The sequence below is a fragment of the Stappia stellulata genome (assembly GCF_020176715.1).
Lineage (GTDB): Bacteria > Pseudomonadota > Alphaproteobacteria > Rhizobiales > Stappiaceae > Stappia.
Genome location: NZ_JAIVMF010000013.1, coordinates 68474 through 90295, shown reverse-complemented (window position 1 = coordinate 90295; position 21822 = coordinate 68474). Strand labels below are relative to the sequence as shown.

At 66.3% G+C, this 21822-nt stretch carries 18 protein-coding genes; 9 read left to right on the top strand and 9 right to left on the bottom strand.

The window, feature by feature from the left end; genetic code table 11:
- Nucleotides 1-231 precede the first annotated feature (231 nt).
- The gene (locus LC092_RS15290; protein ID WP_224807992.1) at nucleotides 232-1680 is read right to left on the bottom strand and encodes an aminotransferase class V-fold PLP-dependent enzyme; all 1449 of its coding nucleotides are present in this window, start codon (nucleotides 1678-1680) and stop codon (nucleotides 232-234) included.
- Between the two features lie 125 nt (nucleotides 1681-1805).
- Between LC092_RS15290 and LC092_RS15285 the strand changes: the two genes are divergently transcribed.
- The 7 genes from LC092_RS15285 to LC092_RS15255 all read left to right on the top strand — a co-directional run bounded on the left by LC092_RS15285 (nucleotide 1806) and on the right by LC092_RS15255 (nucleotide 7009).
- Nucleotides 1806-2267: an Lrp/AsnC family transcriptional regulator gene (locus LC092_RS15285; RefSeq protein WP_224807991.1), complete on the top strand. Its 462-nt coding sequence runs from the start codon at nucleotides 1806-1808 to the stop codon at nucleotides 2265-2267.
- Between the two features lie 437 nt (nucleotides 2268-2704).
- The gene (locus LC092_RS15280; RefSeq protein WP_224807990.1) at nucleotides 2705-3001 is read left to right on the top strand and encodes a hypothetical protein; all 297 of its coding nucleotides are present in this window, start codon (nucleotides 2705-2707) and stop codon (nucleotides 2999-3001) included.
- Nucleotides 2994-3146 (top strand): hypothetical protein, encoded by a 153-nt coding sequence (locus LC092_RS15275; protein ID WP_224807989.1) that lies wholly within the window; start codon nucleotides 2994-2996, stop codon nucleotides 3144-3146. The genes LC092_RS15280 and LC092_RS15275 overlap by 8 nt, the downstream gene beginning before the upstream one ends.
- Nucleotides 3147-3495: 349 nt before the next feature.
- Nucleotides 3496-3798, top strand: a complete 303-nt coding sequence (locus LC092_RS15270) for a DUF1488 domain-containing protein (RefSeq protein WP_224807988.1) — start codon at nucleotides 3496-3498, stop codon at nucleotides 3796-3798.
- Between the two features lie 12 nt (nucleotides 3799-3810).
- A complete protein-coding gene (locus LC092_RS15265) occupies nucleotides 3811-4617 on the top strand; it encodes a transglutaminase-like domain-containing protein (protein ID WP_224807987.1) in 807 nt (268 codons plus the stop codon).
- A 148-nt stretch (nucleotides 4618-4765) separates the two neighbouring features.
- A complete protein-coding gene (locus LC092_RS15260; protein WP_224807986.1) occupies nucleotides 4766-5146 on the top strand; it encodes a hypothetical protein in 381 nt (126 codons plus the stop codon).
- Nucleotides 5147-5326: 180 nt separating this feature from the next.
- The gene (locus LC092_RS15255) at nucleotides 5327-7009 is read left to right on the top strand and encodes a thiamine pyrophosphate-binding protein (protein ID WP_224807985.1); all 1683 of its coding nucleotides are present in this window, start codon (nucleotides 5327-5329) and stop codon (nucleotides 7007-7009) included.
- 214 nt (nucleotides 7010-7223) lie between these two features.
- On the opposite strand, the gene LC092_RS15250 is transcribed toward LC092_RS15255, so the two are convergent.
- Together LC092_RS15250 and ligA are read right to left on the bottom strand one after the other, a co-directional pair.
- On the bottom strand, nucleotides 7224-9668 hold the full coding sequence (locus LC092_RS15250; RefSeq protein ID WP_224807983.1) for an ATP-dependent helicase: 2445 nt from the start codon (nucleotides 9666-9668) through the stop codon (nucleotides 7224-7226).
- A 124-nt stretch (nucleotides 9669-9792) separates the two neighbouring features.
- On the bottom strand, nucleotides 9793-11976 hold the full coding sequence (gene ligA / locus LC092_RS15245; RefSeq protein WP_224807981.1) for an NAD-dependent DNA ligase LigA: 2184 nt from the start codon (nucleotides 11974-11976) through the stop codon (nucleotides 9793-9795).
- 166 nt (nucleotides 11977-12142) lie between these two features.
- Here ligA and LC092_RS15240 point away from each other — a divergent pair, with 166 nt between their 5' ends.
- Complete coding sequence (locus LC092_RS15240) at nucleotides 12143-12580, top strand: hypothetical protein (protein ID WP_224807979.1); 438 nt, start codon at nucleotides 12143-12145, stop codon at nucleotides 12578-12580.
- A gap of 9 nt (nucleotides 12581-12589) precedes the next feature.
- Entirely contained in the window at nucleotides 12590-13540 is a 951-nt protein-coding gene (locus LC092_RS15235) for a hypothetical protein (protein ID WP_224807977.1), read from the top strand.
- Between the two features lie 24 nt (nucleotides 13541-13564).
- On the opposite strand, the gene recN is transcribed toward LC092_RS15235, so the two are convergent.
- The 6 genes from recN to LC092_RS15205 form a co-directional block, all read right to left on the bottom strand.
- Nucleotides 13565-15241: a DNA repair protein RecN gene (recN, locus tag LC092_RS15230; RefSeq protein ID WP_224807975.1), complete on the bottom strand. Its 1677-nt coding sequence runs from the start codon at nucleotides 15239-15241 to the stop codon at nucleotides 13565-13567.
- Between the two features lie 87 nt (nucleotides 15242-15328).
- Nucleotides 15329-16147, bottom strand: a complete 819-nt coding sequence (locus LC092_RS15225; protein ID WP_224808050.1) for an outer membrane protein assembly factor BamD — start codon at nucleotides 16145-16147, stop codon at nucleotides 15329-15331.
- A 337-nt stretch (nucleotides 16148-16484) separates the two neighbouring features.
- Nucleotides 16485-17441, bottom strand: a complete 957-nt coding sequence (gene lpxC / locus LC092_RS15220) for a UDP-3-O-acyl-N-acetylglucosamine deacetylase (protein WP_224807973.1) — start codon at nucleotides 17439-17441, stop codon at nucleotides 16485-16487.
- Between the two features lie 275 nt (nucleotides 17442-17716).
- Nucleotides 17717-19501 carry a cell division protein FtsZ gene (gene ftsZ, locus LC092_RS15215; RefSeq protein ID WP_224807971.1) on the bottom strand — a complete coding sequence of 595 codons (1785 nt, stop codon included), beginning with the start codon at nucleotides 19499-19501 and terminating at the stop codon, nucleotides 17717-17719.
- A gap of 104 nt (nucleotides 19502-19605) precedes the next feature.
- On the bottom strand, nucleotides 19606-20928 hold the full coding sequence (gene ftsA / locus LC092_RS15210; RefSeq protein WP_224807969.1) for a cell division protein FtsA: 1323 nt from the start codon (nucleotides 20926-20928) through the stop codon (nucleotides 19606-19608).
- Entirely contained in the window at nucleotides 20925-21620 is a 696-nt protein-coding gene (locus LC092_RS15205; protein ID WP_224807967.1) for a cell division protein FtsQ/DivIB, read from the bottom strand. The genes ftsA and LC092_RS15205 overlap by 4 nt, the downstream gene beginning before the upstream one ends.
- Nucleotides 21621-21822 lie beyond the last annotated feature (202 nt).

Here is a 21822-nt window from a genome sequence, read left to right as displayed (position 1 = left end):
ACGCGGCCCTCAGACTGCTGATAAAGGTGGAGTTGCTCCAGGCATCATACCGGGCAAGCGTCAGCGCGACCCGGTATCGGAGAGCTAAAGGCCCATAATTTCAAGCCAAAAGAAGCCGACAGGCAGTGCCTCCCCGATCCCGGCTCTCATTGCATTCGGCCGGGATGACGATTCTTCAGGGTTTGTCATCACTCTCGGGCCGCGGCGACGCGGCCCTTTTTGCATCTGCGGCTATCCGGCGGCCGAGAACCGGGCGGTCGTCCGGTCGCAGGCATAAAGCGGCACGAGAGACGGGGCGCGCCGTGCAAGATCGGCAACGCTGTCCAGCACGAAACCCACCGTCGCATCCTCCATCAGATACGACAGGTTGAGCCGGCACCAGCCCGGCTTTTCGATCTCCTCCCCCGTCAGGATCGCCGCGCGCAACACCGACGACGCAGCCGCGTCGATCTCCAGCAACCGGTGGCCGTAAGGCCCCGCGCAGGCACAACCGCCCCGGGCCTGAATGCCGTAGTGGTCGCTCAGCATCCTCGTCACCAGCTGCTGGTGAATGAAACCGCCGGCGCCGTCGCGGACCCGAAAGGAAAAGATCGGCAGCCGCGCCCGCTTGTCGCCGGCCAGAAGGTCGATCTCGGGAACGGCGGACCAGGCCGCGAAGGCGCGCTCGCACAGGACACCGTCACGCGCGGCGATGGTTTCCTGACCGATCGCCTCCTTCACCAGAAAGACGAGCGCGGCGCGAATGTCGCCGATCACATCCGGTGTGCCCGCTTCCTCGCGCGCTGCAAGCGAGGCGGAATAATCGTGCCCCCAGGGCGAGACGAAGGTCACGGTCCCACCGCCGGGCGCGGTCGGGATCTTGCGCCGCACCGCATCCCCACGCACCGCCAGCACGCCGGAGGCCGCCGGTCCGCCGACGAACTTGTGCGGCGACAGGAAGACGGCATCGAGCGCGACGCCGGGCGCGGGCCGCATGTCGACCGGCAGATAAGGTCCCCCGCCGGCATAATCCCAGACTGCAAGTGCCCCGTGCCGCTTCAGGATCCGCGTCACCGCGACGACATCGGTGACGATGCCGGTGACATTCGAGGCTGCGGAAAACGCGCCGACGATCAGCGGCCGCTTGGCATTGCGGCGCAGGATTTTCTCCAGGGCCTCAAGATCGGGGCCGCCGGACGGTGCCTCATCGACCGCAATCACGTCGGCCGCGGATTCGCGCCAGGGCAGGATATTGGAATGATGCTCATAGGGGCCGATGATCACGAGAGGCCGCAAGCCGGCGTGGTCGTCCCCTGCGCGATGATCGAGCCCGAACAGCGAGACCAACCGCGTCACGCCGGCAGTGGCGCCGCTGCCGGCGAAGATCACCGAGGCGTCCGGCCCCGCGTTGAGGAGACGGGCAATCGTCGCCCGCGCCTCGGCCCTGAGCCGGGTCATCGCGCTTCCGCAAAACGAGGCCTCGGTATGGCTGTTGGCGTAGAACGGCAGGACGCTTTCGGCGATGAAGCGCTCGACGCAGCCAAGCGCGCGACCGGAGGCGGTGTAGTCGGCATAGACCAGCCGCCGCGTGCCGAAGGGACCGTCGAAGCAAACGCCCTCGCCGATGACGTCCTGCCTGAGCCGGGCGAGCGTGTCGCCGTCGGCCCGCAGGTCGCGCGCAAAGTCCGCCAGACGTCTCATTTTGCCTCCCGATCGCGATTCCATGTTGCGGAAGACGTTAGAATTGTCCTTTCTTGATCGAAATTGGCTCCAATTTAAGCGAGATTGATCGTGAGATTGATGATTTTGATCGAAATGAGCGAAGAATGATCGACCAGTTCAATGCCGCGATCCTGCGACTTATCCAGCGCGACGGCAGCCTCACCCAGCGCCAGTTGGCGGAAAAGGTTCACCTGTCGGCCAACGCCTGCTGGAACCGCATCCAGGCGCTGAAGAAGGCCGGCGTCATCCTCGGCCAGAGCACCCGCCTCGACCGGGAGAAACTCGGCCTCGACCTCGTCGTCTTCATGATGGTGCGCACCCGCCACCATTCGCTCGACTGGCTGACCCGCTTCCGCACCCATGTCTCGACCATTCCGGAGGTGATCGATTTCTACCGGATCGGCGGCGACTACGATTACATGCTGAAGATCGTCACCCGCGACATGGCCGGCTACGACGCAGTCTACCAGCGTCTGATCGCGGGGGTGGAACTTGACACGGTGACCTCCTATTTCGCGATGGAGGCGATCGAGGAACAACGCCCGCTGCCGATCCGCGAGAGCTGATGCACGGGAGAGGAAGCTCGTCCGCCCCTGCCGTGCGGCGAATGCGCCTGCCTGGCGGGTCACGACGAGCGAGCCGCCGCCTGGGCCTGCCCCTCCCTTTTTCCTAAAAGTCGTCAGCCCGAAAAACGCAAATTAAAATTGCAAAAGCCTTACTTAAAACCCAATCGCCATGTATGGTGATCTTGTTTCGGTGGTTTTGTTTGTCTTTCCTTTGAAGAAAAATACTGAACCCATCGAAAATGATTTTCGGGCCCGCAGAAAAGTCCCTGTACTTTTGCTGGTCCGTTTCCACGCGCCTCTTCCTTTGTCCTTGCCTCCCCCGCACGCAAGCGCGAACGCCCCGCGTTCGACCGCGCAACCGGACAAGGCCAGGCGCAATCGGCAAGCGCCGATCCTGACGGCATGAAAATGCCGCACTTTCAGAACTGGACAGACTCATGACAATCGCAACCTACCGCCGACGCAACATCGGCCCGCCCGCCATCGAGGCCGACACGCATCTTTTCTCTCTCGGCGAGAGCGTCCGGCTGAAGGGCCGCATCGGCGGCGCGCCGGCGACCAACAGCTACCGCATCACCGGAATGCTGCCGCCGGTCAACGGCTCGCCCCAGTACCGGATCCGCAACGAGGAAGAACGCCACGAGCGCGTCGCCACGCAGGACAGCCTGGAACAGGTCGGATCGATCGACGACGCCAATGCAACCCTCTCGGAAAGAACATTTGGACATGGCTAAGGGACAGCAACGCAGCAACCGCGAAGCCAGGAAACCGAAGAAGGAAAAATCGGCGGCCAAGCCGGACGTTCCGACCTTCGGAAGCAAGATGGCGAGCGCCAGCAATGCCACACCGCCCCGCGGCAAGGCCACGCGCCAATCATGATCACCCGGCGGCATAGCGCCCCTGACAATACCGGTCAGACGCCTGGCGCGCCCGGGCGACAAACCCGCAAGACCACGGACGTCACGGGTTCGTCTCGCTTTCCCGACCGCCAACTGGGCCGCCTGATCGAGCGGGACCGCACCTGGACCGTGTATCATGCCTTCACCGGCGCTCCGGCCCAGGCCGGCGGAGAACCCCTCACCGGGCTCAGCCACACGATGGCGACCGATATCATGGTCGTTCTCAACCGGCGCATTGCCGCCGGACGGCAGGCCCGGCCCGCGACAGCGACAGCAATACGCAATCCCCGTTCGGACGCCGATCCCCAGGAACCCCGAGGTCCGGACCGATGACGCTGAACTTTCCGAACCCGAGCCGAAGCTTCGATGCGGCGCGCAACGGCGTGCGCTTCACCGGTCATGACGGTGTGTTCGAGGTGTCTTTTCTCGTGGAGGCCGCGGCACTCGTGAAATCCGAGACCGGACGGCCCGACGATCCCGGCATGGACACTCTCGATGCGGACGAACGGCGCGAAGCGGGGGCGCTTTCGGCCTTCGACCGTCAGCGCCGCTCCGTTCAGGATGTCGCCCGCGAGGCCTATTCCAATGCCCGTCATGCGTCCTATGTACTGGTCGCCTCCGATTTCCGATAAAGCGCAACTTTCATGCTGATCCGCTGCGGCTACGAAATCACCCTGCGATGCGAGGAACCAACGGCACTCGTCTGCCTGCTGTCCGTTCATCCGGACCGCATGGCCGACATTCGCGGTCCCGAGACCTTCAGCACCGATCCGGAGGTGGTTACCTCCGGTTTCATCGACCCGTTCGGCAACAGGGCCCTCAGGATGGTCGCGCCGGCCGGCGCTTTCACGATCACCGGCAACGTCACGGTCGCCGACAGCGGCGCACCGGAGGTCGCCCACCGTCAGGCGCGCGAGGTTCTCGTGCCCGACCTGCCCGCCGATTGTCTTGGCTGGCTGAGCGGAAGCCGCTACTGCGAGACCGACCGCCTCAGCCAGACGGCCTGGGATCTCTTCGGCCATTTGCCGCCGGGCTGGGACCGGGTGCAGGCAATCTGCGATTTCGTGCATGAACACCTGCATTTCGACTACCTGCAGGCACGCGCGACGCGCACCGCCTTCGAGGCCTATGAGGAGCGCGTCGGCGTCTGCCGCGACTTCGCCCATCTGGCGCTGACCTTCTGCCGCTGCCTCAACATCCCGGCCCGCTACGTCAACGGACATCTGGGCGACATCGGCGTTCCGGTGGTCGACCCGATGGATTTCAGCGCCTGGATCGAGGTCTTTCTCGACGACGGCTGGCATGCGTTCGACCCGCGCAACAACCGTCCGCGCATCGGCCGGATCGTGATCGCCCGCGGTCGCGACGCCGCCGACGTCCCGCTGGTCAACTCCTTCGGCCCGCACATACTCGACGCCTTCAACGTCTGGACCCATGAGGTCGCCAGCTAGGCTGATCCTTCGCAGGCCATCGCACCGGCCCTTGGTTGTGGCCGGGAGCCCCGGGCGCCGACGGGTTTGATTTTGCTCATTGTCTCCGCCGCCGCATCGGGTAAGCCTATGGGTTGTATGACTGCGAGAAAAAAGGGACCCCGCTTTCATGACCGCGCATCTCGGCCTGAAGAAGATTCGCCTGAACCTGGCCCGTACCAAGGAATTCCCGAACGGCTCCGCCCGTCACGGATATGAATTCGTCGCGCCGCTCGACGCGGAGGACCACATCGATCCGGCCGCCTGGAAGAAACACAAGGAGCAGTGCCGCGTGCGCCGTTTCTGGGCGGACGAGGAAGAAGACATCGGCCATCTGCGCCACCGTCCCGGCGGCTCCTGGGCCTTCCACTACGATATCGAGGGCGACGAGGACGATGAAGCCGGCTACCGCTTCAACACCCATCCGTTCCGCCCCGGCGAATATGTCTCCATCAAGGACGACGACGGCGACCTTCACACGTTTCAGGTCGTGACCGTTCAGGATCTGTGACGCGCCCGCCTTCCGGCACGGGCAGGACCTGCGCCGGACACGGCCCGCAATCGCACGACCCCGCATCCTATTCCGAACTGGAATAGGATGCGGAAGGTCGCGCTTTTGCGTGAGCGCCCGTCAGCGGTGTATATCGGCGACAGAAGACTGATATCGCGACAGATCGGGGACCAGGACATCATGACGGGCACGGCGGGATCGGAAGCATCTGCGACGCAGGCAAGCGGCGGCGTCTTGCTGGTGCGCGCGCTTGAGGAGCTTGGCGCGGAACGCGTGTTCTGCGTGCCGGGCGAGAGCTACCTGCCCGTGCTCGACGCCCTGCATGACGCCAGCATTCCCGTCACCGTGTGCCGTCAGGAAGGCGGCGCGGCGATGATGGCCGACGCCTGGGGCAAGATGACGGGACGACCCGGCATCTGCATGGTGACGCGCGGTCCCGGCGCGACCAACGCGGCCGCCGGCGTGCATGTCGCACAGCAGGATTCCACGCCGATGATCCTCTTCGTCGGCCAGATCGAAACCGGCATGCGCGGTCGCGACGCCTTCCAGGAGGTCGACTATCGCCAGATGTTCGGCGGCATCGCCAAATGGGTGGCCGAGATCGAGGATCCGGCACGCATTCCCGAAATGCTGTCGCGCGCCTATCACACCGCCACATCCGGGCGTCCCGGCCCGGTGGTGCTGGCCCTTCCCGAGGACATGCTGGCGGCTTGCGCCGCGCCGCAGTCGCTCGGCCCCTTCACGCCGATCGAGACCCATCCGGGGCTGACCCAGATGGCCGACCTGCAAAAACGCCTGTGGGCGGCGAAGCGTCCGCTCGCCATCCTCGGCGGCAGCCGATGGAGCGCGACGGCCCGCGCGGCGTTCCAGCGGTTCGCCGAACGCTTCGAGCTGCCGGTCGCCTGCTCCTTCCGCCGGCAGATGCTGTTCGACAACCTCCATCCCAATTATGCCGGCGACGTGGGCATCGGCGTCAATCCGGCGCTGGCGAAACGCGTGCGCGAGGCGGATCTTCTGATGATCATCGGCGGACGGCTTTCGGAAATGCCGAGCCAGTCCTACGATCTTCTCGAGATCCCGCAGCCCGCCCAGGATCTGGTGCATGTCCATGCCGGCGCCGAGGAGCTTGGCCGCGTCTACCGGCCGGCCCTTGCCATCCACGCCTCGCCCAACGGCTTTTGCGCGGCACTGGAAGGCCTGCAGCCGCCCAATGAAACGCCCTGGCCGGGCCTCGCCAAAGCCGCCCATGATGACTATCTCGCCTGGTCGTCGGCCCGCCCGAAGGTTCCCGGCGCGCTGCAGATGGCCGAGGTGATGGACTGGCTGGAGGAAAACCTCCCCACCGACGCCATCCTCACCAACGGCGCGGGCAATTACGCCACCTGGGTGCACCGCTTCCATCGCTTCCGCGAAATCAACACCCAGCTCGCGCCGACCAGCGGCTCGATGGGCTACGGCCTGCCGGCCTCGGTGGCCGCCAAGCTCAAGTATCCGGAGCGCACCGTCGTCTGCTTTGCCGGCGACGGCTGCCTGCAGATGACCATGCAGGAGTTCGGAACGGCGGCCCAGGAGGGCGCGGCCATCGTCGTCATCGCCGTCGACAATGGCATGTATGGCACGATCCGCATGCATCAGGAGCGCGACTTCCCGGGGCGTGTTTCGGCGACGACACTGGTCAATCCGGATTTCGCCGCCTTCGCCCGCGCCTATGGCGCCCATGCGGAAACGGTCGAGACGGCGGAGCAGTTCGGCCCGGCATTCGAGCGCGCGACAGCTTCCGGCAAGCCGGCGCTGCTGCACCTGAAGCTTGATCCGGAAGCGATCACGCCGATGAAATCGCTGAGCGAGATCCGCGCCGGCTGAGCCGGCGCCCGCGCCGGCACTCGTCTACGGCGTCGCGGGCGCGGCCGTCACCGGCAGGGTGACCTCGGCGATGGCGTCGTCGTCGGGCGCGGAGCGCACGGAAAAGCCAAGCGCCTGGCACATGGTAACCCAACGCCAAAATCGCCAATCGGTCGGCTCGGTCTTTCCAAGAAAACGCTCTTGAGGGTCCACGGCTCGTTGCCTTTTGAAGGGCTCAATGCTGTTCGACGAAACTGTCGAGCACCTTCTTGCGACCCGCCTTGTCGAACTGGACGGTGAGCTTGTTGCCCTCGATGCCGACGACTTCGCCGTAGCCGAACTTGAGATGGAACACCCGTTCGCCAAGATCGAAGGTCGACGGGACATCGGCGACGGATTTCGCCACCAGTTCGCCCTCGATTGTGCGCGGTCCGCCCTGTCCGCGCCGCTCGGAGCCGCCCATCCGCCCGGCGAACCCGCCGCCCGCGGCATTGCCGGCCTGCGCCCGCTTCGCCCGCTGCCAGCCCGGCGTCGAATAGCTTGCCTGAAACGGATCGCGCGTGTCGAAGCGGCTGGCGCCATAGCCCCCGCCGCCATAGCCGCCATAGCTCGCCGACGCTTCCACGACCTCGACGTGCTCCGCCGGGAGCTCGTCCAGGAACCGCGACGGGACGGTCGATTGCCACAGCCCGTGAATCCGCCGGTTGGAGGCGAACCAGACCTTCGCCCGCCGCCTTGCGCGCGTCAGCCCGACATAGGCGAGCCGGCGCTCTTCCTCCAGCCCCGCCCGCCCGCTTTCGTCGAGCGCGCGCTGATGCGGGAAAAGTCCTTCCTCCCAGCCGGGCAGGAACACCGTGTCGAATTCCAGCCCCTTGGCGGAATGCAGCGTCATGATGGAGATCGCCTCGGCATCGCCCTGCGCGTCCCGGTCCATCACCAGCGAAATATGCTCCAGGAAGCCGGAGAGCGATTCAAAATCCTCCATGGAGCGCACCAGCTCCTTGAGGTTGTCGAGCCGGCCCGGCGCCTCCGCAGACCGGTCGGCCCGCCACATCTCGGTATAGCCCGACTCGTCCAGCACGACCTCGGCGAGGTCGGTGTGCGACATCGTCGGCATCTGGTCGCGCCAGCGGTCGAAATCGGCGAGCAGGGATTTCAGCGCCGTGCGCGCCTTCGGCCTGAGTTCCTCGGTCTGGCACAGGTCGGACGCGGCCTGCATCAGCGGAATGCGGTTGGCGCGGGCATAGGCATGCACAAGCTTGAGGCTCGCCTCGCCGAGGCCGCGCTTCGGTGTGTTGACGATCCGCTCGAAGGCGAGATCGTCGGCCGGCTGCGCGATGCAGCGGAAATAGGCCATGGCATCGCGGACTTCCATGCGCTCGTAGAAGCGCGGACCGCCGACCACCCGGTAATTCACGCCGAGCGTGACGAAACGGTCCTCAAACTCGCGCATCTGGAACGAGGCCCGCACCAGGATCGCCATGGAATCGAGGCTGTGGCCCTTGGCATGCAAGGCCTCCACCTCTTCGCCGATCGCGCGGGCCTCTTCCTCGGAATCCCAGACGGCGGCCACGGTGACGCGCATGTCCTCTTCCGTGTCGTCGACGACGTCGGTGAACAGCGTCTTGCCGAGCCGCCCCTCGTTGTGGGCGATCAGATGGGAAGCGGCGGCCAGGATATGGCTGGTGGAGCGGTAGTTGCGCTCCAGCCGCACCACCTTGGCGCCCGGAAAATCGTGCTCGAAGCGCAGGATGTTGTCGACCTCCGCCCCGCGCCAGCCGTAGATCGACTGATCGTCGTCGCCGACGCAGCAGATGTTGGTGTTGCCCTGCGCCAGCAGCCGCAGGAACAGATACTGGGCGATATTGGTGTCCTGATACTCGTCGACGAGCATATAGGCGAAGCGGCGCTGATATTCCGCCAGGATGTCGGGATGCGCGCGAAACAGCGTGATCACATGCAGGAGCAGGTCGCCGAAATCGGCGGCGTTCAGGATCGACAGCCGCTCCTGGTACAAGGCGTAAAGGTCGCGGCCGCGCCCGTTGGCAAAGCTGCGCGCCTCGCCTTCCGGGATCTGTTCCGGCGTCAGGCCACGGTTCTTCCAGCCGTCGAGCATCCCGGCGAAGGCACGCGCCGTCCAGCGCTTGTCGTCGAGCCCTTCCGCCTGGATGATCTGCTTGATCAGCCGGATCTGGTCGTCGGTGTCGAGAATGGAAAAGCCGGACTTCAGGCCGACCAGTTCGGCGTGCCGGCGCAGGATCTTGACGCAGATCGAATGGAAGGTGCCGAGCCACGGCATGCCCTCCGCCCCCTCGCCGATCAGCCGGGCGATGCGTTCCTTCATCTCCCGCGCGGCCTTGTTGGTGAAGGTCACCGCCAGGATCTGGCTCGGGAAGGCGCGCCGCGTTGCGAGAATATGCCCGATGCGCGTCGTCAGCACCTTGGTCTTGCCGGTGCCCGCGCCCGCGAGCACCAGAACCGGGCCGTCGAGGGTTTCCACCGCCTCGGCCTGCTCCGGATTGAGCCCCTCCAGATAGGGCGCCGCCTGGGCCGGACGCGCCATTGCGGCGCGCGCGCGCGCGGCGATGCCGCCGCCCGGCGCCGGCGGTGCACCGGCGTGACGGCGTGCATCGGCCGGGGCCGGAACTCGGGAGCTGTCGTCACCGGGGAAATCGGGCATGCAGGATCTTGTCTCGACGGGTTGGATATGCGCTTGCGCGAATCTGTTCGCTATTTGGACCAATATAGCAACTTCCCCGTCGCGTGGGAGGGGCGGCGCGCAAACACACCCGGTGACGGCGCGCTCAGCCGCCGCCGGCCATCTCGATCCAGTCGTCCTCGCTGATCACCTCGATGCCGAGGTCCGTAGCCTTCTTCAGTTTCGAGCCGGCACCGGGGCCGGCAATCACGAGATCGGTTTTCTTCGAGACCGAGCCCGACACTTTCGCGCCCATCGCCTCCGCGCGCGCCTTGGCCTCGTCGCGGCTCATCTTTTCCAGCGAGCCGGTGAAGACCAGCGTCTTGCCGAAGACCGGACTGTCGCCGGGGTCGGCCTGTTCCATATCCTCAGGCGTCACCTTTTCCAAAAGCGCCGACACGGCATCGCGATTGTGCGTCTCCGCGAAGAACTCGACCACCGCGCGGGCCACCGTCTCCCCGACCCCGTCGATGTCGAGCAGTTCCGCCCAGGCCTCGGAGCCGGTCTCGCCCGCCGCTTCCATGGCCTTGGCGAAGGCCGACCACGAGCCGTAGTGCCGGGCCAGCAGCTTGGCGTTGCCCTCACCGACATGGCGGATGCCGAGCGCATAGATGAAGCGGTTGAGCGGCACCTCGCGGCGCGCCTCGATGGCGGCAAAGAGGTTGGCGGCGCTGGTCTCGCCCCAGCCGTCGCGATTCCTGAGCTTCTTGATCGGCGAGGCGGCATCGCGTTCGGCGAGCGTGAATATATCCGCCGGCTGGCGGATGCCGCCTTCCTCCATCGGAAGATCGAAGAAAAACTCGACCTGTTTGTCGCCGAGACCGTCGATGTCGAAGGCCAAACGCGAGACGAAATGCTTCAGCTTTTCCTTCGCCTGTGCCGGGCAGATCAGCCCGCCGGTGCAGCGGCGCACGGCCTCGCCCTCCTCGCGAACCGCGTGGCTGCCGCAGGCCGGGCACAGGGTCGGAAACACATAGGCTTTCGACCCGTCGGGCCGCTTGTCGAGATCGACATCGATGATCTGCGGAATGACGTCGCCGGCACGCTGGATGCGCACCGTATCGCCGATGCGAATGTCCTTGCCGCCACGGATCTCCTCGCCCTTGGCGCCGATACCCTTGATGTAGTCCTCGTTGTGCAGCGTCGCATTGGAGACGACGACGCCGCCCACGGTCACCGGCTCCAGCTTGGCGACCGGCGTCAGCGCGCCGGTGCGTCCGACCTGGATCTCGATGTCGTTCAGCACCGTGAAGGCCTTCTCGGCCGGAAACTTGTGCGCGATCGCCCAGCGCGGCGCGCGCGAGACGAAGCCGAGCCGCGCCTGCAGGTCGAGCCGGTCGACCTTGTAGACCATGCCGTCGATGTCATAGCCGAGCAGCGCACGGTCTTCCTCGATGGCGTGATAGACGTCGAGCACAGCCTCCACGCTGTCGCAGCGGCGCATGCGGCTGTTGATGGAAAAGCCCCAGTCGCCGAGTTTCTGCACCATGTCATACTGGGTGTCGCAGGGCACCTCGCTCATCTCGCCCCAGGCATAGGCGAAAAAGCGCAAGGGCCGTGAGCGGGTGACCTCGGCGTTCAACTGGCGCAACGATCCGGCCGCCGCATTGCGCGGATTGGCGAAGACGCGTGTCCCTTGCGCCTCCATGCGCGCGTTGAGCGCACGAAAGTCGTCGTGGTGCATGTAGACCTCGCCGCGCACCTCCACGATTTCCGGCACGCCATCGGGCAATTGCGTCGGGATATCGCCGATGGTGCGGGCGTTGGCGGTGACATTCTCGCCCACCGTGCCGTCGCCGCGCGTTGCAGCACTCACCAGCCGGCCCGCCTCGTAGCGCAGCGACAGCGACAGGCCGTCGATCTTCGGCTCCGCCGTCAAAACGATGGTGCCGGCGAGCGGATCGATTTTCAGGAACCGCCGCAGGCGGCCGACGAAATCGCGCACGTCCTCGTCGGAAAACGCATTGTCGAGCGAGAGCATCGGCAAGGCATGGGTGACCTTGCCGAAGCCGTCCGCAGGTGCCGTGCCGACCCGCAAGGACGGGCTGTCGCTGCGCACCAGAGTGGGAAACCGCGCCTCGATGGCATCGTTGCGCCGCTTCAGCGCGTCATAATCGGCATCCGAGATTTCCGGCGCATCCTCGCCGTGATAGCGCCGGTCGTGTTCGGCGATTTCGGCGGCAAGCCGCTCCAGCTCGCTCGCCGCCTCCTCGAGCGTCAGATCCTCGACGGCGCGGGCGGCGAGGTCTGTATCGGCGGGCTTGTTGTCTTGCTGTTCGGATTTCGACATGGATGCGGCTTCGGGTCCCGGGACTGACGGCTGCGCGGAAGAGCTTGCTTCCGCCAATCGAGCAAGATAGGGCGATTTTCATTGTCAGACGAGCCGTCTCGCGCCACCATCTGGGGATGATTGTCACGAAAGCCGCTCATTGCGAAGGATTGTCTGGGGAGAGCCGATGATTGCCCCTCTCCTCTTGCGAAGGCTCTCCGCCGTGCTCGCCGCGACCGCAGTCTGCATGGCACTTGCCCCGCCGGCGAGCGCCCGCTCCAGGGCAGCCGACTATCTGATCGCCGAGCAGATCCGCGAAGGATGCCTTGAGGGGCGCGGCACCTTCGATGACCGCGGCGTCTACGAGATCGACCTCAATGGCGACGGTCGCGACGACCTGCTCCTCGCCCATGAAGCGCTTGAGTGCGAGGGCGCAATGTCCCGCAGCCTGTTCTGCGGTGCCCAGGTCTGCTCGATCCTCGTCTACATCCGCGAGGGCGCATTGCTGAACCTCAAGGATGAGGCCCTCGGCCTGATCGTGGAACACGACCCCGGCCCGCCTCCAACCTTCAAGATCATGAGCCACGGCGGCGCGACGAGCGTCTGGACGCCCGGGCGCGACTAGGATCCATCGATGCACCTTGCAAAATCCGGATGTTTCGCCGTTTCGCTTGCATTCCTGTTCGCGGCCCCCTTCGCAGCGGTCGCGCAGGACCTGCAGCCCCTCGAGGGCGACCCGCTGCGCGACACGCGGCTTGAAAGCTGCGCGCAGACCCGCGGTTTCGCGCTGCTGCGCTACATGACACCCGACGGACCGGTGGTGCATCTGTCCGACCTGTGTCTCGACGAGGACGAAGGGCGGATCGTCTCCGCCGAAACGCGCGACGGCTTCACGCTGGTCGAAAAGAGCCGCAACGGCCGCGCCTTCGAGGTTTTGGACAGCGGCAACGACAAGTACAGCCGCCTGCGCGTCCAGCTCGTCCCGGACGAGGACGCGCCGGGCTGCACGGCGAACGGTCTTCACTCGCTCGCATACCAGATCCCCAGCGCCAAGGGCCTGACCGTCGATGGCGCCACGGCCCTATATGCCACCGGCTACACGATCCCCGCCACCGCAAGAAAACCGATGCGGCCGAAAACCTCCGTCGTCCTGCTGTCGATCCGCGATTTCTCCCAGGCGGAACTGCCGCGATCCCTGCCGCAGCAGCATCTTCCGGCCAGCGCCGACCTCTACGGCATGCTCGATTTCTCCGGCGACGCCGCAACCTTTTCCGTGATCGAGGGCGGCGGACACACGGTCGGCGAAGCCGCCGGCGGACTATCGCTCTCCGTCGACGGCACAGGGGAAGTGCGCGCCTCCGGCGACGTCACCGCAAAGAGCCAGCGCCTCGCGGGGCACCAGCCGCATGAATGGGTGTCGATGCGCGCCGAGATCCCTTATCTGCGCGGACACGTCCTTGGGCAGACCGGTATTCAGCTGAAGTCCTATGGCGCGGTCCGCGGCACCTTGATGGATGCGTCCGGGCAGGAGCATGCCTTTCGCGCCAGCGCGCAGCTCGTCGCCTGCTTCAAGGATCCGGAATAATCGCGAGCGCCAAAAGTTGCGCGGTCAGCCTTGCGCCGGCGCATCGGCCAGAAGACGATCGGCGGCAGCGCGGGCCTCGTCGGTGATCGTCGCGCCGGCGAGCATGCGGGCGATTTCCTCGCGGCGATGCTCGACGTCGATCCGCCGCACCCGTGTCGCCACCCGCTCCTCGTCGGCGTCTTCCTTCAGGATCAGGAAGTGACCGCCGGCACGCGCGGCGACCTGCGGCGCATGGGTCACCGTCAGCACCTGGACATTGCCGGCGAGCCGCGCCAGCCGTTTGCCGATGGCCTCGGCCACGGCTCCGCCAACGCCCGTGTCGATCTCGTCGAACACCAGCGTCGGGGCCGATCCCTTGTCGGCGAGCGATACCTTCAGCGCCAGCAGGAAGCGGGACAGCTCGCCGCCCGAGGCGACCTTCATCATCGGCCCGGGCTTGGTGCCCGGGTTGGTCTGCACCCAGAACTCGATCTGGTCGATGCCGTCGCGGGTGCGCTGCGCCGGGTCGCTTTCCAGATTGACGATAAACCGCGCCCGGTCGAGCTTGAGATCCGGCAACTCGGCGGCAACCGCGGCCTCCAGACCGGCAGCCGCCGCCTTGCGCTTGGCCGACAGCGCAGCCGCCCGCTCGTCATAGGCCGCGGCCGCGGCACGCGCGGCATCGGCCAGACCCGCCAGCGCCTCCTCGCCCGCATCGAGCGCGGCAAGGTCGGCATCGAAGCGCGCCCGCACGCCCGGCAAGTCTTCCACCGGAACCTGATATTTGCGCGAGGCGGCGCGCAGCGCGAACAGCCGCTCTTCCGTCATCTCCAGCGCCTTGGGATCAAATTCGGTTTCACGGATGGAGGCTTCCAGACCGGCACGCGCATCTTCCAGCCTGTCCAGCGCTTCCGCCAGATTGGCAGCCGGCGCGGTCAGCAGCTCCGGCGCCTGTTCCACCTTGCGCTCCAGCCGCCGCCACAGTGACGCGATCTCGCCGATCGGCGAAGCATTGCCGTTGAGAATCTCGAAGGCCTCGCCGAGATCGCCGGCGATCTTTTCCACCTGCATCATCGACTGGCGCCTGGCGGCAAGCTCTTCCTCCTCGCCCTCGCGCGGGTCGAGCGTCGCCAGTTCCTCGGCCGCGGCGCGCAGATAATCGGCTTCCCGGCGCGCCGCCTCGATGCGTTCTTCCTGCTCGCGCAGCGCCTTTTGCGCCTTGCGCATCGTGGAGAAGGCCTCGCTGACGCCAGCGACATCGGCGCCGCATTCGGCGAAGGAATCGAGCAGCCGGCGGTGTTCGGCCGGATCGATATAGGCGCGGGACTCGTTCTGACCGTGGATTTCGACGAGTTGGCTGCCGACCTGGCGCAGCACCGACACGCTCACCGGCGCGTCGTTGATGAAGGCACGGCTGCGGCCGTCCTCCGCCTGCACCCGGCGCAGGATGACATCGCCGTCGGCTTCCAGATCATGCGCCTGCAGGATCCGTCGAACCGGATGGGCCATCGGCACGTCGAAGGCGGCGGTGACCTGACCCTGCGCCTGTCCGTGGCGCACGAGACCGACGTCGCCGCGCCCGCCGAGCGCCAGGCTGAGCGAATCGAGAAGGATGGATTTGCCCGCGCCGGTTTCACCGGTCAGCACCGACATGCCCGACCCGAAAGACAGGTCGAGCCGGTCGATCAAGACGATATCTCGGATGGCAAGCGCGGCGAGCATGCGTGCGGGAACCGGATCGTTTGGGCGCGCGGCGCATGAGGCGCCGCGGCACGGGGAAAGACGCTGGAGCGGACGAAGCGACCGCCCTTAAAGGGAAATACCCGCGAACGCCCGGCTGATCCAGCTTCCAGAATCCTCGTCCGGCGAATAGCCGCCGGTCTTCAGCAGGCTGTAGGCGTCCTTGTACCACTGGCTGTCGGGGAAATTGTGCCCGAGCACCGCCGCCGCGGTCTGTGCCTCGTTGACAACGCCGAGCGCGTAGTAGCTCTCCGTCAGCCGGAACAGGGCTTCCTCGATGTGGCGGGTGGTCTGGTAGTTGGTGACCACCACCTTGAACCGATTGATCGCGGCGATCTGGTGGCCGCGCTTCAGGTAGTAGCGCCCGACCTCCATCTCCTTGCCGGCCAACTGGTCCTGGGCGATGCGGATCTTGGTGCGCGCGTCTTCCGCATATTCGGACTCCGGATAGCGCTGCACCAGTTCGCCATAGGCGGCCATTGCCCGCTGGGTCATCTCCTGGTCGCGCGTCACGTCCGGGATCTGCTTGTGGTAGGACTGGCCGATGATATAGAGCGCATAGGCGCTGTCCTCACTGCCCGGATAGAGCGTGGTGAAGCGCTTTGCGGCCGTGATCGCCTCGGTGAACTTGCCGCTCGAGTAGTTCAGATAGGCCAGGTTGATCAGCGCCTTGCGGGAATATTCGGAATAAGGATGGAGCTTGTCCACCTCCTCGAACTTGACCCGCGCGTCGCTCAGGCGCCCCTCGTTGCGCAGCGCCAGGCCCTCGTTGTAGAGCACCTCCGCCGGCGTGTCGTTGGTGGCGAAGTCATCGTCGGAATTCGTGGACGAACAGGCTGCGAGCGCAAGGCTCGCGACAGTGAGCACGGCGGCGATGGACCGGCGCATGCGGCACGTCGGCGCGTCCGTCGCGGTGGATTTGGGCAAAGCCGCCTTCACGTTTTCACTCTCCTTGACACGTCATGTCGCGCGGGTGCGTCCGGCACGGCAAATGGTCCCGCTCCGGCGGACCGAAGAACCACGGCAAGCTGACGACCCCTTGCGTCCCGACCCGCATGCGGATGCGGGACGACGGGCGCGCGACCGTGTTGTAACGGATAACACCCCGTCGCGTCACGTCATGTGCGTGCAATTTGTCGCTTTTTTGTGGCCGAGGCCAAGGTCCGCTTGCGCAAGCCGGACCTGACCAGACACGGCCGACCCGAAGCGACCCGGGCATTGCGCCTCAGGACGCGGACTGGCCGACCGCCATCAGCGGGCGAACGTCGCTGCCGGACACGACGGCCGGCTCGCGGTCGAAATGCCCCTCGACGATCTCGAAGGCATCCGTACCCGCCTTGTCGAACAGCTCGACCAGGATCGCGTGGTTCATCCGGTGGCCGCCCTTGTAGGAATGATAGGCCCCGATGAAGGGAAGACCGGCAAGCGCCAGATCGCCGACGGCATCCAGCATCTTGTGGCGAACGAATTCGTCCGCCCAGCGGGTGCCTTCCGGATTAAGAACCCGGCCCTCGGAAATGGCGACGGAGTTTTCCAGCGAGGATCCGAGCGCAAAGCCCATGGACCACAGCTTCTCCACGTCCTGGACCGAGCCGAAGGTGCGGGCGCGCGACAGCTCGTCGCGGAAGCTGTCCGGGGCAAGATCGAGGACCAGGCGCTGACGGCCGATCACCTCGGCATCGAAATCGATAGTCACGTCGAAGCGGCAGCCGTCGAAGGGGCGAAGCTCGCACCAGGCGTTGCCTTGGTCGACACGCACGGTCTTCTTGATACGCACGTAGCGACGGGCGGCGGAGAGCTTGCGCAGTCCGACCTGCTCGATCGCAGCAACGAAGGCGGCGGAACTGCCATCCATGATCGGCATTTCCGGGCCGTCGAGCTCGACGACCGCATTGTCGATGCCAAGCCCGCGCAGGGCCGCCATCAGATGTTCGACGGTGGAAACGCCGCCTGCCTTCGGATCGCCGACAACGGTGCAAAGGGAGGTGGCGGTGACAGCGCGCCAATGTGCGGGGATCTCGACGTCGCGACCGGTTTCAGGGTGCTGCACGGCAAAAACGATGCCCGTGCCGGCATCCGCCGGATGAAGCGTGACCTCGGCCGGATCGCCGGAATGGACACCGATGCCCTTCAGCGATACGGAGCCGGCGAGCGTGGTCTGCCGGTCGGAGCCTCTTTTCATCAGTCGATCGTCCTGTGTGCGAACCCCGGAAGCGATGATCAGGGAGGCATTGCCAAGTTGGCGCGAATCATGATCCGGCCCGGCGACCTCCCCGATCGCAGGTGCAACATACAAGCTGGAGCGGGTGGGTCTAAATAAAGCTTTGTTACGGTATGTAACGAAGTCTTAAATTTTAAGGCACTGATTTAAAACATATATTTCAAAAAGAAAGGGACGGACGATCCGGTGAGGGGCCGGATCGTCCGCATTGCGAGGAAGGGTCGCGAGGTCCCGGATCAGTTCGCCTGGCGGCGAAGGAAAGCCGGGATCTCCAGTTGATCGTCCTCGGACATGGTGCGCGGCTGCGGCGCGCTGCGACCGGTCAGGTCGAGCTGACCGGCAGCGCCCTGCTGAGCCGGGCGCGGCTGGGCCGGGCGCGGAGCCGCCGGACGGGCGGCAACGGGCTGCGGCTGCTGGGCCGGACGGGCCGCCTCGGGAGCGGGAGCAGGTGCCGGCTGCGGCTGGCGCGGTGCGGGAACCTGTTCGGGCGCATGGCCATACGCCATGTCCTCGTCGTCTTCGCGGCGGGTCAGCCCGCTGGCGAGCCTGCGCAGCAGACCCATCGGACGGCGCTCGTCGCCATGCTCTTCATGGTGCTGCTCGGCGGCAGCGCCATGCGCGCGCATCTCACGCTGGGCGACCGGCGGGAAGTCCTCGATCGAGGGCATGCGCGTCGGCTGTGTCGCCGTTTCCGCCACCGGCGGGATATACGGCTGGACGGCCGGCTCGTCGGCGATGCTTTCGGCCTGCGGATCGGTGTCGAAATCATCGACCGGCGCGGCCTTGTCCATCAGGTCGGGGGCCGGAGAAAACGGTGCGATCTCGACGTCCGGGTCGGTCGATGCCTTGACCGGCTCGGGGATTTCCAGCTCCTGCTCGAGGCGCTGCACGGCGGCAGCGCGCACCGGAGCGGCGGCCGGACGCGGCGGCTGCGCGGCCGGGCGGGCCGGCTGCGGGGCTTCCGCCTTGGGCTGGTCGGCCGGATCGGCGATGGTCTTCAGCCGTTCGGTCAGTTCGGCCATGCGGGCCTCTGCCGGGGAGACGTCCTCGCGCATGTCCTTGTCGATACCGGTTGCCACGACGGAGACCCGGATGATGCCGTCGAGGCTCTCGTCGAAGGTCGCGCCCAGTATAATGTTGGCGTCGGAATCGACCTCCTCTCGAATGCGGGTGGCCGCCTCGTCCAGCTCGAACAGCGTCAGGTCGTTGCCGCCGGTGATCGAGATCAGCAGGCCGCGGGCGCCCTTCATCGAGGTCTCGTCGAGCAGCGGGTTGGCGATCGCCGCTTCGGCGGCCTGCATGGCGCGCTTGTCGCCGGAGGCTTCGCCGGTGCCCATCATCGCCTTGCCCATGCCGCGCATGATCGAGCGCACGTCGGCGAAGTCGAGGTTGATGAGACCTTCCTTCACCATCAGGTCGGTGATGCAGGCAACGCCGGAGTAGAGCACCTGGTCGGCCATCGCGAAGGCGTCGGCGAAGGTGGTCTGCGCATTGGCGATGCGGAACAGGTTCTGGTTCGGAATGACGATCAGCGTGTCGACCGCCTTCTGCAGCTCGATGATGCCGGCTTCAGCGATGCGCATGCGGCGCACGCCCTCGAACTGGAACGGCTTGGTGACGACGCCGACGGTGAGTATTCCCATCTCGCGCGCCGCACGTGCGATGACGGGAGCTGCGCCCGTGCCGGTGCCGCCGCCCATGCCGGCGGTGATGAACACCATGTGCGATCCCGACAGATGGTCGTTGATCTCGTCGATCACTTCTTCGGCGGCGGCCGCGCCAACGTCCGGCTGCGATCCGGCGCCCAGCCCTTCCGTCACGGCGACGCCCATCTGGACGACCCGGTCGGAATGGTTGCTGGCAAGCGCCTGCGCGTCGGTGTTTGCGACGACGAAGTCGCAGCCCTGCAGGCCGGCCTGGATCATGTTGTTGACGGCATTGCCGCCGGCTCCGCCGACGCCGAACACCGTAATTCTTGGCTTCAGTTCCTGAAGGTCAGGCATTTGCAAATTGATGGTCATGGCTTCCTCGCGACCCCTGGATGCCCTTCTGGACATCCGCCTCATTCCTCGTTTCCCTCAAATCGCACCGGTGCACCGGTGCATCCCGGAGGCGGCTTCCCGCCTCAGAAACTCTCGCGTATCCAGTTGCCGACCCGCGCCAGCGCGCCGGAACCGAGGTTCCAGCGTCCCCGCAGGTTGCGTGGCTCGAACTGTTCGACCTGCGCCACCTGGGGATAGATCAGCAACCCGACGGCCGCCGCGAACGCCGGCCCCTTTGCGGCTTCCGGCAGCCCGGCGATCCCGAGCGGCCGGCCGAGCCGCACCTGACGGCCCAGCACCCGGCGGGCCACATCGCTAAGGCCCGTGAGCTGGCTGGCGCCGCCCGTCAGCACGATGCGCTTGCCCACGCGTCCGGCGAAGCCGGAGGCCGTGAGACGGTCGCGCACCAGTTCCAGAATTTCCTCCACGCGCGGCACGATCACCCGCACCAGCGTAGAGCGCGGCACCTGGATCGGCAGGTCGCTGTCGGCATCCACCGGCGGCACCGAGATGAAGTCCCGCTCGTCGGAATGGCTCGGCAGCGCCGATCCCTGCAGCGTCTTGATCCGCTCCGCATCCGCAAGACGCGTCGACAGCGCCCGCGCGATATCCATCGTCACGTGGTGACCGCCGACGGCGATCGCGTCGAGATGCACCATCTGACCCTCGACGAAGACCGAAAGCGTCGTCGTGCCGCCGCCCATGTCGACGCAGGCAACGCCCAGTTCCGTCTCGTCTTCCACCAGCGTCGACAGGCCGCTCGCATAGGGTGTCGCGACCATCGTCTCCACGGCCAGGTGACCGCGGTTGATGCAAAGCTCCAGATTGCGCACCGGCGCGATCTCGGCGGTCGCCACCTGCATGTCGACGCCAAGCCGGCGGCCCATCATGCCGCGCGGATCGCGCATGCCGCGATTGCCGTCGAGCGTGTAGGAGATCGGCAGCGCATGCATCACCGCCCGGTCGTCGGCAACCGTATGGGCGCTTCCGGCCGAGAGCACCCGCTGGATGTCCGCCTCGCAGACGGAATCGCCGGCGAGACCGACGCTTGCCGTGATGATTTCCGAGCCGAGCCGGCCGCAGGTCACATTGGTGATCAGCGATTCCACCGTCAGCCCGGCCATGCGCTCCGCCGCATCGACGGAAAGCCGGATGGCCTGTTCGGCCGCATCCATGTCGACGACGACGCCGCTCTTCAGCCCGCGCGAACGCTGGTAGCCGTAGCCCAGCACCTCGATGGAATGGGTGCGGCCGGGCAGCACGCCGTCGTCGCCGCGCGGCGTCAGCTTGGCGATCAGACAGCACACCTTGGTCGAGCCGATGTCGAGCACGGAAACGACCACCGCCCGCCGGGACGGGAGCGGGCGCATGCGCGGAAGATAGATGGGAGCGCTGCGCCTCGTCATGTGTCGGCCCCCGAACGGCGGCGCGCGCCGGCATCGGGCGTGCCCGCCTTGCGGCGCAAGGCCGCCTCGTCGGTCAGCCGCACCACCACGCGGTCCTGGAGACGCAGGTCGATCATCGCGATGTCGCGGGCCAGAAGCCCGTTCTCCGCGTCCATCGTCACCACATCGGCAAGCGCGCGGGCCACGTCCTTTTCCGGAAGGCGCAGGGTGATCCCGTTTTCAAGCAGCAGGTCCCAGCGGCGGTCGGACACGAGCCGCGCCGCGCGCACCCGCACCCGAAGCTCCGGCACCGCATCGAGCGCATCGAGCACCTCGCCGCCGCGATACTGCGCGCCATGGCCGATCAGCATCAGCAGGTTGGCGTAGCGCCCGTCGACGTCGTCGCTGATCACCTGGCCCTTGGAATCGATCACCGACAGCAGATCGCCGCGCTGCCACAGCGCATAGGCCTCGCGCTCGTCGATGCGCACCTGAAGCGTGCCGGGATAGAGCTTCTGGACCGAGACCGCGTCGACCCATGGAATATGCGACAGCCGCTCGCGCGCCGCCGAGGCGTCGAAGAGGGCAAGCGAGGTTCCCTGCTGGATTTCAAGCGCCTCGAGAATTTCGAACTCGGTGGTTTCCTTCTGCCCCGACAGTTTCACCGCCGCGATCTGGAAACCGGCTGCCGAGGTGAGTGATTCGCTGACCATTCGACCGTAACCGCCAAGCGCAACCCCGTAAGCAATCGTTAAGCCAAGGAAGGCAACGGCGCCGGCCGTGCCCGTCCAGCGCGGCAAATCCTGCAGCACGCCGGCGGCGCGCCACAGCGGGCGACGGTGCAAACGCGCGACGCCGCGACCGCGCGGCGCGAGCGCCACCTCGATCGGCAGGTCACCGTTCCGTGCCCATTTT